This window comes from Candidatus Stoquefichus sp. SB1, from assembly GCF_001244545.1.
Taxonomy (GTDB): domain Bacteria; phylum Bacillota_I; class Bacilli_A; order Erysipelotrichales; family Coprobacillaceae; genus Stoquefichus.
Genome location: NZ_LN852695.1, coordinates 879,672 through 891,506 on the forward strand (window position 1 = coordinate 879,672; position 11,835 = coordinate 891,506).

Here is an 11,835-nt window from a genome sequence, read left to right on the forward strand (position 1 = left end):
TCAATGATATTTTGATTATTATGAAAATTGGTAAAATTTTCTTTTTGAAAATGACATGAAATTGTATTTTTTTAAAATGCTTTGTGTTAAAATAAAGATATAGGTAAGCACTTTCACATTCAAAGTTTAGGAGGAAAAATTATGAGTAAAGAAATTGTTGCGATGATCTTAGCAGGTGGTCGAGGGACACGTCTTGAAGCTTTAACAGCTAAAGTTGCGAAACCTGCTGTCTATTTTGGAGGAAAGTATAGAATTATTGATTTTCCTTTGAGTAATTGTGCAAACTCTGGTATTGATATTGTTGGAGTTTTGACACAATATGAATCAGTCTTATTAGGTACTTATGTTGGTGCTGGTTCTAAGTGGGGATTGGATGGAAACAAATCATTGGCGGCTATTTTACCTGCCCGTGAAAGAGGAGAAGTTGGAGCAACTTGGTATGCTGGTACAGCAGATGCGATTTACCAGAATATTGGGTTCTTAGATCAACATGCTCCTGAGTATGTATTGATTTTATCAGGTGACCATATTTATAAAATGGATTATGCTGATATGTTAGCAGCTCACAAGGCTAAAGGGGCTGATTTAACAGTTGCAGTTTTAAATGTTTCTTTAAAAGAAGCAAGTCGTTTTGGAATTATGAATACAAATAAAGATGGTACAATTTATGAGTTTGAAGAAAAACCTGAAAAGCCTAAATCTACTTTAGCTTCTATGGGAATTTATATCTTCACTTATAAAGAATTAAGAAAATATTTAATTGAAGATGCAAAAGATGAAAATAGTAAACATGATTTTGGTATGAATATTATTCCAATGATGTTAAATGATGGTAAGAAATTGTATGCTTATGAATTTGATGGATATTGGAAAGATGTTGGAACTGTTGAAAGTTTATGGCAGGCCAATATGGATTTGTTAGATGATAAAGAATTAGATCTTTATAATATTAAAAGAGACTGGAAGATTTACACAGAAGATACATTAAGTAAACCTCAGATTATCGGTGAAGAAGCAAGCGTTAAAAATTCCCTTGTTACACAAGGATGTATTGTTAATGGTGATGTTAAAGGTTCTGTATTGTTCAACAATGTTTATATTGGTGAAGGTGCAAAAGTTGTTGATTCAGTTCTGATGCCAGGTGTTTTGGTAGAAGAAGGCGCAGAAATCTATAAATCTATCGTTGATGAAGGTGTTGTTATTAAAGCTAAGAAAGTTGTCAACAAGGAAGCTAAAGAAGTCGAACTTGTTAGTGACAATACGAAATAGGGGGTTAATGAGATGGCAAAAGTAGTTGGTTTAGTAAATTTACATTCTGATGTTTCTTATAAGGGCTTAACTGAAAGACGTCCAGTAGCTTCTGTGAGTTTTTTAGGACGTTATGGAATTATTGATTTTGTTTTATCAAATATGTCAAATTCAAATGTAGATACTGTTGGTGTTTTAATTAAAGAAAAACCAAGATCTCTATTTAAACATTTAGGTAATGGAAATTCATGGAATTTTAACTCTAAATCTGGTGGGGTTTCATTACTTTATAATGAAAAATATGCAAATAATACAATGTATAATCATGATATTAATAATTTGGTAGAAAATATTGCTTTTATTGAAAAAGCAAAAGCTGAATATGTTGTGATTGCTCCAGCACATATTATTACAACAATGAATTATGCTGAAGTTGTTGATGCACATGCAAGATCTGGTGCTGAAATTACAATGGTTTACCAAAGAATTAATAATGCTCATGAGACTTTTGTGGGATCAGATTATTTACGATTAAAAGGTAAACAAGTGACAGAAATCAAACAAAATAAAGGAAATCGTAAAGAAAGAAATATTTCTTTGGAAACATATGTTATTAATACAAAGGTTTTATTACAATTAATTGGATATGCGAAAAAGATTAGTTCGTTCTTTGATTTAAAAGATACATTGGCTTATCTATGTGATGAAAGAAAGATTATGGCATATGAATATAAAGGTTTTGCAAGATGTATTGATTCATATGATGCTTATTATAAAGTAAGTATGGAATTCTTAGACATGGATGTTTCTACACAAGTCTTTAAGAGTACATGGCCAATCTTTACAAATACAAATGATACACCACCAACAAAATATTTAAAGAATGCACAAGTAAAGAAATCATTTGTTGCAAATGGAGCTATTATTGATGGTGAAGTTGAAGGAAGTATTTTATCTCGTAATGTAACGATTGGTAAGAATGCAATTGTTAAAAATTGTGTTATTTTAAATGGTTCTAAGGTAAGTCCTGGGGCACATTTGGAAAATGTAATTATTGATAAAGATGCTCGTATTGAAAAGAAAACAGAATTAATTGGAGATAGTGAACCGCTTTATGTTAAAGAAGGAGATGTTGTTTAATGAGAATTGTTTTTGCAACAAGTGAAGCAAATCCTTTTATCAAGTCTGGTGGTTTGGCAGATGTTCTTGGTTCTTTGCCAAAAGCTTTGGTACAAAAAGGACATGAATGTATTGTTGTTTTACCAAAATATCAGGATATGAAGCATGCTGATACATTAGAGTATGTAACAAGTTATGATATTTGGGTTGGTTGGAGAAAATGCTATTGTGGCGTTTTTAAGACTGAATTTGATGGTGTAACTTATTACTTCATTGATAATGAACAATATTTTAGAAGACCAGGTCTTTATGGATATGATGATGATAATGAAAGATTTGCATATTTTGATTTTGCTGTTTTGGAATTAATGTCACATGTTGATATTAAGCCAGATATTCTTCATTTGCATGACTGGCAAACAGCAATGATTGCCACACTTTATAAAGAAAGATATGCTTATTATGAATATTATCAGGGTATTAAAGTTGTCTTTACAATTCATAATATTGCTTATCAGGGAAAATGTGATCCAGCATTATTGAGTGATCATTTTGGTTTAGATAATTATCTATATTATAATGGAAATTGTCGTAATGATGGATGTTTCAATATGATGAAAGCAGCTATTTTCTATAGTGATGTGATTACAACAGTATCACCAACATATGCGCAGGAAATCTTAACAGATAGTTATGGTGAAGGTTTGCAGAGTATTTTACAGATGCGTAGACATGATCTATATGGTATCTTAAATGGTATTGATTATGAAACAATTAATCCAGCAACAGATCCTGAAATTGTTGAACATTTTGATGTTGATACAGTGGATGAGAAAAAAGTGCTGAATAAATTGGCATTACAAAAAGAATGTGGTTTACCAGTCAATCCAGATATTCCATTAATTGGTATTGTCACAAGATTGACATGGCAAAAAGGTTTGGATTTAATTATTAATCGTATGGATGAATTAATGAAACGTGATGTTCAGATTGTTATTCTTGGTGCTGGTGATCAAAAATATGAAGAACCACTAAAAGCAATTGCTGCTTACCATAATCAGAAATTATCACTTAATTTAAAATATGATTTAGGTTTATCTAGCCGTATTTATGCAAGCTGTGATATGTTCTTAATGCCATCATTGTTTGAACCTTGTGGGTTATCACAAATGATGTCATTACGTTATGGAACAATTCCAATCGTACGTGAAACGGGTGGATTAAAGGATAGTGTTGAACCATTTAATGAATTTGAAAACACAGGAACTGGATTTAGTTTTACAAACTATAATGCACATGAAATGATGAGTATTATTGATTATGCATTAGAAGTTTATAAAGATAAAGAGAAATGGCAAGGTTTAGTGCATCGTGCAATGAATGCTAAGCTTGATTGGGACAAAAGTGCTGATGCCTATTTGAAAGTTTTTAATTCATTGCTTGATTAGCGAAAAGAGATAGGGGGACCTATCTCTTTTGCATGAAATTGATTTTTATTTGCTTTCTTTTCTTGAGTCTAGTACAATAGATGAGTGAGGAGGAGATATAATGCGAACAAAATTAAAAATTTTCACAGTTATTTTGCTTGTTTTCAGTTTTTTTGCATGTGGAAAAAAAGATAAGATTGTTTCTTTGGAAAAAGAAGGAACTGAATATAAGATTGCAGATATTGCCTCATTCTATTATCCTAATGATTTTGAATTGGATACAAAATCAAACAATCAGCAGATTGTCCGTTTTGTAAAGAAGGAAGAAGTTGTTTTCTATACAACCATGCAAGATGACACAGATAATCAGCTTGATGATTTACCAGAATTATATGCTGGACAATTAGAAGAAGATGGGGCACAAGATGTTGCTTTTAAAAATATTAAAATTGAAAGTGGATTAAATTGTCAAGAGTTTACTGGGAAGTACCCTGCTACTGGTATTAAATTTGAACATATGGTATATTTTACAGATGATGCAGCTTATGTTTTTGCCTATCAGGCACCAGAAGAAACTTATGATGAAAACATTAAGATTATTACGCAGTACTTACAATCGTTGACTGTGCATCATTAATCTTGATTAATAAATATGAATTTGGTATAGTATAATAAATTATAGGTAAGAATGAAGAAAGAATGAAATTGATAGAGAGAGCTTGTTGGTGGAAATAGCTTAATGGATGATTTTGGATGCCCTTATCTGAGTCTTTTGAAAAGAAAGAACGTTAACTTGCGTTAAAAGTAAAGTGTAAGCATATGATAAAGTGGATAGCACAAGGTGTTCTTTATCATTTGCTTTTTTATTTGAAGGAGGAGCTATGAAAGTATTTAATACATTAACAAACAAAAAGGAAGAATTTGTTCCTATTAAACCTAATGAAGTGAGTATTTATGTCTGTGGACCAACTGTTTATAATTATGTTCATATTGGGAATACACGTCCAATGATTGTTTTTGATGTTTTAAGGAGAACATTTGAGTATTTAGGTTATAAAGTGACTTTTGTTTCTAATTTCACTGATGTTGATGATAAGATTATTAAGGCAGCAAAAGAGGAAGGTGTAAGTGAAAAAGAACTGACTGATAAGTATATTAAGGCATATGAGGATGTCCGTAGGGGCTTGAATTTATTGTTTCCAACATATGCCCCACGGGTAACAGAAACAATGCAGCCAATCATTGATTTTATTAAAGAGTTAGTTGATCAAGGTTATGCTTATGAAATTGATGGGGATGTTTATTTTAGGGTTACAAAAATTAAAGAATATGGAATGTTATCAGGAATTAAGGTTGAAGATTTGATTGCTGGAGCAAGTGAACGTGTTGATGAGAATGACAAAAAAGAAAGTTCAACTGATTTTGCATTGTGGAAAAAAACAGATGAAGGCATTCAGTTTGAGAGTCCATGGTCTAAAGGGAGACCAGGATGGCATACAGAATGTGTTGTTATGATTAATGATATTTTTGATAATGGACGTATTGATATTCATGGGGGTGGACAGGATTTGAAGTTCCCACATCATGAAAATGAAATTGCTCAATCGATGGCTTGTCATCATCATCCAATTGCAAATGTTTGGATGCATAATCAAATGATTAATATTAATAATCAAAAGATGTCAAAATCTTTAGGAAATGTTTTATGGGCTAAAGATTTATTGAATGAATTAGGATGTAATGTCTATAAATGGCTAATGTTATCAACACATTATCGTAATCCATTGAATTTTACAGATGAAGTTTTAGCAAGTGTAAAAAAAGAAGTGGAAAAAGTGGAAAATGTATTAAAACAAACATCTTTGTACTTACAGGTGAATCATTGTTTGAAGGAAGATTATTGCCAAGATAGTGTGGATACTATGGTGGAAGCATTGGCTGATGATTTGAATACATCTTTGGCTTTAACACAGATTTTAGGACAAGTGAAAGTTTTAAATCAGGCAATGCGTGTCAAAGAGAAAGATGATTCTATGATTTCAATGGGATATCAGACTTTAGTACGTATGCTGGATGTGATGGGCTTTGTTCATGATGTGAAAGTGTTAAGTGAAGAAGATATTTCTTTATATCAAGCATGGTTGAATGAAAAAGCTGTGAAGAATTTTGAAAAAGCAGATCAATTAAGAGCACAGCTTCAGGAAAAAGGAATTATCTAACATGAGACCTGAATTAATCAATCCTTTAGCTTTGGCTTATTTAGGTGATGCTATATTTGAAGTTTATGTAAGGGAATATCTGATTGTTGAAAAAGAAATCACAAAACCTGATTTGTTACAAAAGGAAGCTATTGCTTTTGTAAGTGCAGTTGCACAGGCTGGTTTTATGAAAGAGGCCATTGAGAATGAATGGGTAAGTGAAGAGGAAATCAGAATTTATAAAAGAGGACGTAATGCGAAAAGTCGTCGTGTAATGAAAAATACGAGTGTGATTACACATAATCAATCTTCTGGTTTTGAAGCTTTGATTGGTCATTTGCATTTATTAAAAGATGAAAAGCGTATTTTAGAGTTATTTGAATTATATAAAGATTATGTTATGAGAAATTCATGAGACAAAAATGAGACAAATTTGAGACGCACAAAGGGGTAAAGTATGAGACAATATATTTATGGAAAAAATACTGTTTTACAATCTTTAAAGGGAGATAAACCAGTTTATGAGATTTATCTGATGAAGAATGTAAAAGATGATAAGTTAATATCGCTTGCAAAGGCAAAAAATGTAAAGGTGAATATAGTAGCTCATAAAGGTGTTCTCAATCAATTGGTTGGAAATGTTGTTCATCAAGGTATTGTGGCTGAGGTGGAAGGTTATGATTATTATGAAATTGATGAAATTTTAGAAAGTATTCCTGCTGGTAAACAGCCATTATTATTGATGCTTGATGGATTGGAAGATCCTCATAACTTAGGTGCTATTTTGAGAACCTGTGATGCTATTGAAGTGGATGGTGTCATTATTGGAAAAAATCGTAGTGTTGGATTGACACCAACAGTTGCAAAAGTTTCTACTGGAGCTATTGATTTTGTTAAGGTTGCGCAGGTGACCAATTTATCAAGAACTTTAGAACAACTAAAATCAAAAGGTTTTTGGGTTGTCGGTTGTGATTTGAATGAATCTCAAGATTATCGTGCAATTGACTATAATATGCCTGTTGTGATTGTGATTGGATCTGAAGGTTTTGGTATCTCAAGACTTGTCAAAGCACATTGTGATATGAATGTTGTTTTACCAATGAATGGCCATGTCACATCTTTGAATGCTTCAGTTGCAACAGCGCTTATTCTCTATCAGGTTTACAATTCTCGTCATCCTTTAAAGTAGAAGGGAGGTAACGTGGAGCGTTACATAAATGATGATGAATTGATCTATATGGCTCGCTGTGGAAGTCAGGCGGCAGAAGAAATTTTATATCAGCGTTATTATCGTTTGGTGAAGAGATGGATTAAACCGTTTTGTTATCACCGTATTGAAAGTTGGGATGATGAAGATTATCTACAATTTGCTATGATGATGTTTTCAACAATTATGGATAGTTATCGTATTGATCAAAAAACGAGCTTAAAAACTTTTATGAAACAATCTTTAATAAGACGCATTTTAAGTTTGATTAGAGTCGGTAAAGATGAAGCTCTAGCAACCTCACAATTGCCAGTTTCTTTGGATTGTTTTATTGGAGATGATGAAAGAATGCGTTTTGAAGAGATTGTGGGCGATCCACTCAAACGTGATTACCCAGATTTGGTTTTAAGAATAAAAGAAACAGAGACTTGTTATGATAGTGAGGTTTATAAAAGAACTTCACTTCGAGAACGTGAAGTGATGGCCTATAAAAAAGCGGGCTATGATGAAAAAGAAATTGCAAATAGACTGGATATTTCAATTAAAAGTGTGTATAATGCAGTTTATCGTTATCATCAAAAGATGCTTGCCATTGACGAGTTAAAATAAATGTGTTAAATTATAAGAACGGAAAAGGAGTGATAGGCATGAAACAAAAAGTCATTTTAGTATGTACAGAATGTTTATCACGTAATTATTCAGTCACAAAAAATAAACGTGTAAATGTTGAAAGATTAGAGCTTAGAAAGTATTGTAAAAAGTGTGGAAAACACACTCTACATAAAGAAACAAAATAGGAGGTAGGTCATGAAGATCAAAGAATGGTGTACACTTCAGGGTGTACGTGCTGAAATCAAGAATATTCATTGGTTGACAAAAAAAGAATTAGCATATAATTCAATGATTGTTTTGGTTTTCTGTTTTTTATTTGGAGTTTACTTTTACGGTAGCGATGCCATCATCGCAATTATATTAAAAGCATTGGGGATGAATTAGTATGCCAGGAATGAATGAAGAAGGTAGACGTTGGTATGTTGTCAATACATACTCAGGTCATGAAAACAAAGTTAAAGAAAATTTAGAGAAACGTGTTGAATCAATGGGGTTACAAGATTGCTTATTTAATATTGTGATTCCTGAACATGTTGAAACAGAAATAAAAGATGGTAAGAAAATCAATAAAACAAAGAATATGTTTCCTGGTTATGTTCTTGTAGAGATGATTATGACTGATGAAGCGTGGTATGTTGTTCGTAATACCTCAGGAGTTACAGGATTTATTGGTTCTTCAGGTGGAGGTGCAAAACCTTTCCCATTACAGAATCATGAAATTGATCCTATTTTGAAAAAGATGGGTATCCAAACTTCTAAAATTGAAGTGAATTTTGAAGTAGGAGATGAAGTGAAAGTTTTATCTGGACCATTTGCAGGTAAACAGGGAAAAGTTGAATCAATTGACCAAGAAAAAGAAGTTGCAACTGTTTTGGTTGATTTCTTGGGAAATTCAACACCAATGGAAGTTGAATTAATTCAATTAGAAAAAGCAGATTTATAATAAAAGGTCAAATCGACCTTTTTCTTTTTTGCAAAAAAGTTTGATAAATTCAATAAAAAGCCTTGCAATATTGAAAAGAGTGTGTATAATAATTAATCGACGCAATATGTGTTACTATGCGTGGGAGGATTGACATCCAACTGACCACAGCACGGACAAATTTTAATAGGAGGTGTGTCGCGTGAGCAAGAAAGTCGTAAGAGTTATGAAAATTCAATTCCCAGCTGGTGGGGCAAAACCAGGTCCAGCATTAGCAGGTGCTGGTATTCAAATGCCAAAGTTCTGTACAGCTTTCAATGATCAAACAAAAGATCGTATGGGAGAAACTGTACCAGTTGTTTTGACAATTTATGAAGATAAGAGTTTTGATTTTGTATTAAAGACTGCTCCAACTGCTGAAATGATTAAAAAAGCATGTGGAATTAAAAAAGCTGCTTCTGATGCTAAACAAACAGTTGCAACTTTATCAGCTGATAAATTAAAAGAAATCGCTGAATACAAATTAAAAGATCTTAATGCAAATGATTTAGAAGGTGCAATGAAAATTGTTGCTGGTACTGCTCGTAATATGGGTGTAAAAGTTGAAGGCTTAGATGCCTAATTTAATGAAGAGGAGAAAAGAAAATGGCTAAAAAAGGTAAAAGATATCAAGAAGCCGCTGCTCTTATTGAAAAAGGTAAAGCTTACCCAATTGAAGAAGCAGTTGCTTTAGTAAAGAAAACAAGTAATTTAAAATTTGATGCAAGTGTTGATGTTGTCTTTAAATTAGGATTAGACACAAGACATGCTGATCAACAATTACGTGGTGCTGTTGTATTACCACACGGTACTGGTAAAACAAAAAAAGTATTAGTTATCACTCAAGGAGCTAAAGTTGAAGAAGCAAAAGCTGCTGGAGCTGATATTGTTGGTGGAAAAGAAATCTTAGAAGATATCCAAAAAGGATGGTTGGATTTCGAAGTTATGATTGCTACACCAGATATGATGGCTGAATTAGGAAAATTAGGACGTATTTTAGGACCTAAAGGTTTAATGCCTAACCCTAAAACAGGAACTGTAACTATGGATGTTGCAAAAGCTGTTCAAGAAACAAAAGCTGGTAAAGTGACTTATCGTACTGACAAAGATGGTAATGTTCATATGCCAATTGGTAAAGTATCATTTGATGATGAAAAATTAGCTGAAAACTTCAGAACAGTATTTGATTTATTAGTAAAATCAAAACCAGCTTCTGCTAAAGGAACTTATATGAAAAACGTTGTGATCTCAACGACTATGGGACCAAGCGTAAAAGTTCAAGGATAAGAAGCAAACAAAAAAGGCGCAATCAATATACCGTAGACAGCAACGGGGAAACCTTAATTATGTTGCCGAGGTGATATTGTCAACTCACATTGACAAACTCCCTCGTTTTTACGTGGGAGTTTTTAACGGATATATTGTTGCATATATAAAATTTTATAGGAGGTGTAACAATGTCAAAAGAAATTTTAGAGGCAAAACAACAAGTTGTAGCTGAAATTGCTGAAAACTTAAAAAATTCACAATCAACTGTTATTGTTGAATATCGTGGATTAACTGTTGCTGATGTTACTGAATTACGTAGAACTTTAAGAGCAGAAAATGTTGGATTTAAAGTTTACAAAAACAAATTAGTACAAAGAGCTACAGAAGAAGCAGGAATGAGCGAACTTAATGAATATCTTGTTGGTCCTAACGCAATTGCTTTTGGGCATGAAGATGCAGTGGCTCCTGCTAGAATTTTAGCAGAGTTCGCAAAAAAACACGAAGCTTTACAAATTAAAGCTGGTTATGTTGAAGGTAAATTCTTACCTCAAGAAGAAGTTATGGCAGTAGCAAAATTACCTAATCGTGAAGGTATGTACTCAATGTTACTTGCATGTATGAAAGAACCAGTTGCAAAAGTGGCAAGAGTTATTCAAGCTGTTGCTGATGCACAAGGTGGAGACGCAGCTGAAGCTGCACAATAGTTAATTTATAAAATATAAATGGAGGAAAATAAAATGGCAAAATTAACACATGAAGATATCTTAGCTTACTTAGAAGAAGCTACAATTTTAGAATTAAATGATTTAGTAAAAGCAATTGAAGAAAAATTTGATGTAACTGCTGCTGCACCTGTAGCTGTAGTTGCTAGTGATGCTGGAGCAGAAGCTGCTGCACCTGCTAATGTAACTGTTACATTAACTGATGTTGGAGCTACTAAAGTTGCAGTTATCAAAGCTGTAAGAGAAATCACAGGTTTAGGATTAGTTGAAGCTAAAGGTTTAGTTGACAAAACACCTGCTGAAATCAAAAAAGATGTTCCTGCTGAAGAAGGAGCTAAGATTAAAGAACAATTAGAAGCTGCTGGAGCAACTGTAGAAGTTAAATAATTGTTGAATGAATAGAGCCCTTATCAAGGGCTCTTTTTTAAGGAGAAAAAATGGCACACTATTATACAAATAATGTCGATTTAAAATCTCAAGAAACACATATTCCTTTTCTTTATCGAAAACATCAATTGACTTTCATAAGTGATTTTGGTGTTTTCTCTAAGGAACGGGTAGATTATGGATCACGTGTTCTTCTAGAAAGCATAAATATATCTCAGCAACAATTAACATTATTAGATGTTGGATGTGGATATGGAACATTGGGAATTGCTTTAAAAAAAGAATATCCTTGGCTAAATGTTCAGATGGTTGATGTGAATGAGAGAGCTATTCATCTTGCTAAAGAATCCGCAAAATATAATGGAGTAGATGATGTAAGTATTTATTTAAGCCATTGTTATGAAAATGTTCATGATTCATTTGATGTGATTGTTTCTAATCCGCCTATTAGAGCGGGGAAGAAAGTTGTTTTTGAAATTTTAGAAAAGGCATATGATCATTTGAATCCTGATGGTGAATTAATTGTTGTGATTCAAAAAAAGCAAGGAGCACCTTCAGCGAAAAAGAAGATGGAAGATGTTTTTGGAAATTGTGAGATTTTAAAGAGAGATAAAGGCTATTTTGTTTTAAAAGCCGTGAAATAACACTACTTTTTATATGTTCAAAAGAAATTTTGAAATTTTTG

At 32.5% G+C, this 11,835-nt stretch carries 16 protein-coding genes and 1 other annotated feature; all 16 genes read left to right on the forward strand.

The window, feature by feature from the left end; translation table 11 throughout:
- Positions 1 to 141 precede the first annotated feature (141 nt).
- The 16 genes from BN1865_RS12290 to BN1865_RS12365 all read left to right on the forward strand — a co-directional run bounded on the left by BN1865_RS12290 (position 142) and on the right by BN1865_RS12365 (position 11,794).
- Positions 142 to 1,269 carry a glucose-1-phosphate adenylyltransferase gene (locus BN1865_RS12290; RefSeq protein ID WP_050637534.1) on the forward strand — a complete coding sequence of 376 codons (1,128 nt, stop codon included), beginning with the start codon at positions 142 to 144 and terminating at the stop codon, positions 1,267 to 1,269.
- 12 nt (positions 1,270 to 1,281) lie between these two features.
- Positions 1,282 to 2,388 carry a glucose-1-phosphate adenylyltransferase subunit GlgD gene (glgD, locus tag BN1865_RS12295; RefSeq protein ID WP_050637535.1) on the forward strand — a complete coding sequence of 369 codons (1,107 nt, stop codon included), beginning with the start codon at positions 1,282 to 1,284 and terminating at the stop codon, positions 2,386 to 2,388.
- A complete protein-coding gene (gene glgA / locus BN1865_RS12300) occupies positions 2,388 to 3,815 on the forward strand; it encodes a glycogen synthase GlgA (RefSeq protein WP_050637536.1) in 1,428 nt (475 codons plus the stop codon). The genes glgD and glgA overlap by 1 nt, the downstream gene beginning before the upstream one ends.
- Before the next feature lie 100 nt (positions 3,816 to 3,915).
- Positions 3,916 to 4,431: a hypothetical protein gene (locus BN1865_RS12305; RefSeq protein WP_050637537.1), complete on the forward strand. Its 516-nt coding sequence runs from the start codon at positions 3,916 to 3,918 to the stop codon at positions 4,429 to 4,431.
- Between the two features lie 244 nt (positions 4,432 to 4,675).
- Positions 4,676 to 6,013 (forward strand): cysteine--tRNA ligase, encoded by a 1,338-nt coding sequence (gene cysS, locus BN1865_RS12310; protein ID WP_050637538.1) that lies wholly within the window; start codon positions 4,676 to 4,678, stop codon positions 6,011 to 6,013.
- Between the two features lies 1 nt (position 6,014).
- Positions 6,015 to 6,407, forward strand: coding sequence for a Mini-ribonuclease 3 (locus tag BN1865_RS12315; protein ID WP_050637539.1), 393 nt, complete (start codon positions 6,015 to 6,017; stop codon positions 6,405 to 6,407).
- 42 nt (positions 6,408 to 6,449) lie between these two features.
- Positions 6,450 to 7,181 carry a 23S rRNA (guanosine(2251)-2'-O)-methyltransferase RlmB gene (rlmB, locus tag BN1865_RS12320; RefSeq protein ID WP_050637540.1) on the forward strand — a complete coding sequence of 244 codons (732 nt, stop codon included), beginning with the start codon at positions 6,450 to 6,452 and terminating at the stop codon, positions 7,179 to 7,181.
- 12 nt (positions 7,182 to 7,193) lie between these two features.
- Entirely contained in the window at positions 7,194 to 7,808 is a 615-nt protein-coding gene (locus tag BN1865_RS12325; RefSeq protein WP_232780389.1) for a LuxR C-terminal-related transcriptional regulator, read from the forward strand.
- A gap of 38 nt (positions 7,809 to 7,846) precedes the next feature.
- Positions 7,847 to 7,996, forward strand: coding sequence for a 50S ribosomal protein L33 (gene rpmG / locus BN1865_RS12330; RefSeq protein ID WP_028042783.1), 150 nt, complete (start codon positions 7,847 to 7,849; stop codon positions 7,994 to 7,996).
- Between the two features lie 10 nt (positions 7,997 to 8,006).
- Positions 8,007 to 8,195 carry a preprotein translocase subunit SecE gene (gene secE, locus BN1865_RS12335; protein WP_050637541.1) on the forward strand — a complete coding sequence of 63 codons (189 nt, stop codon included), beginning with the start codon at positions 8,007 to 8,009 and terminating at the stop codon, positions 8,193 to 8,195.
- 1 nt (position 8,196) lies between these two features.
- Positions 8,197 to 8,754 (forward strand): transcription termination/antitermination protein NusG, encoded by a 558-nt coding sequence (nusG, locus tag BN1865_RS12340; RefSeq protein WP_050637542.1) that lies wholly within the window; start codon positions 8,197 to 8,199, stop codon positions 8,752 to 8,754.
- A 181-nt stretch (positions 8,755 to 8,935) separates the two neighbouring features.
- Positions 8,936 to 9,355, forward strand: coding sequence for a 50S ribosomal protein L11 (gene rplK, locus BN1865_RS12345; protein WP_050637543.1), 420 nt, complete (start codon positions 8,936 to 8,938; stop codon positions 9,353 to 9,355).
- 23 nt (positions 9,356 to 9,378) lie between these two features.
- Complete coding sequence (rplA, locus tag BN1865_RS12350; RefSeq protein WP_050637544.1) at positions 9,379 to 10,059, forward strand: 50S ribosomal protein L1; 681 nt, start codon at positions 9,379 to 9,381, stop codon at positions 10,057 to 10,059.
- Positions 10,060 to 10,071: 12 nt separating this feature from the next.
- Positions 10,072 to 10,193 (forward strand) — a sequence feature (ribosomal protein L10 leader region).
- Between the two features lie 36 nt (positions 10,194 to 10,229).
- A complete protein-coding gene (rplJ, locus tag BN1865_RS12355; protein WP_050637545.1) occupies positions 10,230 to 10,745 on the forward strand; it encodes a 50S ribosomal protein L10 in 516 nt (171 codons plus the stop codon).
- Positions 10,746 to 10,778: 33 nt separating this feature from the next.
- Positions 10,779 to 11,150 carry a 50S ribosomal protein L7/L12 gene (rplL, locus tag BN1865_RS12360; RefSeq protein ID WP_050637546.1) on the forward strand — a complete coding sequence of 124 codons (372 nt, stop codon included), beginning with the start codon at positions 10,779 to 10,781 and terminating at the stop codon, positions 11,148 to 11,150.
- Positions 11,151 to 11,200: 50 nt separating this feature from the next.
- Positions 11,201 to 11,794, forward strand: coding sequence for a class I SAM-dependent methyltransferase (locus BN1865_RS12365; RefSeq protein WP_050637547.1), 594 nt, complete (start codon positions 11,201 to 11,203; stop codon positions 11,792 to 11,794).
- The last annotated feature ends 41 nt before the right edge of the window (positions 11,795 to 11,835 follow it).

Bases quoted from the DNA above. Each gene is read 5' to 3' on its own strand.
- BN1865_RS12365 (WP_050637547.1), top strand. From the start codon at position 11,201: ATGGCACACTATTATACAAATAATGTCGATTTAAAATCTCAAGAAACA.
- BN1865_RS12290 (WP_050637534.1), top strand. From the start codon at position 142: ATGAGTAAAGAAATTGTTGCGATGATCTTAGCAGGTGGTCGAGGGACA.
- glgD (WP_050637535.1), top strand. From the start codon at position 1,282: ATGGCAAAAGTAGTTGGTTTAGTAAATTTACATTCTGATGTTTCTTAT.
- rplJ (WP_050637545.1), top strand. From the start codon at position 10,230: ATGTCAAAAGAAATTTTAGAGGCAAAACAACAAGTTGTAGCTGAAATT.
- glgA (WP_050637536.1), top strand. From the start codon at position 2,388: ATGAGAATTGTTTTTGCAACAAGTGAAGCAAATCCTTTTATCAAGTCT.
- rpmG (WP_028042783.1), top strand. From the start codon at position 7,847: ATGAAACAAAAAGTCATTTTAGTATGTACAGAATGTTTATCACGTAAT.
- secE (WP_050637541.1), top strand. From the start codon at position 8,007: ATGAAGATCAAAGAATGGTGTACACTTCAGGGTGTACGTGCTGAAATC.
- nusG (WP_050637542.1), top strand. From the start codon at position 8,197: ATGCCAGGAATGAATGAAGAAGGTAGACGTTGGTATGTTGTCAATACA.
- BN1865_RS12305 (WP_050637537.1), top strand. From the start codon at position 3,916: ATGCGAACAAAATTAAAAATTTTCACAGTTATTTTGCTTGTTTTCAGT.
- rplA (WP_050637544.1), top strand. From the start codon at position 9,379: ATGGCTAAAAAAGGTAAAAGATATCAAGAAGCCGCTGCTCTTATTGAA.
- rlmB (WP_050637540.1), top strand. From the start codon at position 6,450: ATGAGACAATATATTTATGGAAAAAATACTGTTTTACAATCTTTAAAG.
- BN1865_RS12315 (WP_050637539.1), top strand. From the start codon at position 6,015: ATGAGACCTGAATTAATCAATCCTTTAGCTTTGGCTTATTTAGGTGAT.
- cysS (WP_050637538.1), top strand. From the start codon at position 4,676: ATGAAAGTATTTAATACATTAACAAACAAAAAGGAAGAATTTGTTCCT.
- rplL (WP_050637546.1), top strand. From the start codon at position 10,779: ATGGCAAAATTAACACATGAAGATATCTTAGCTTACTTAGAAGAAGCT.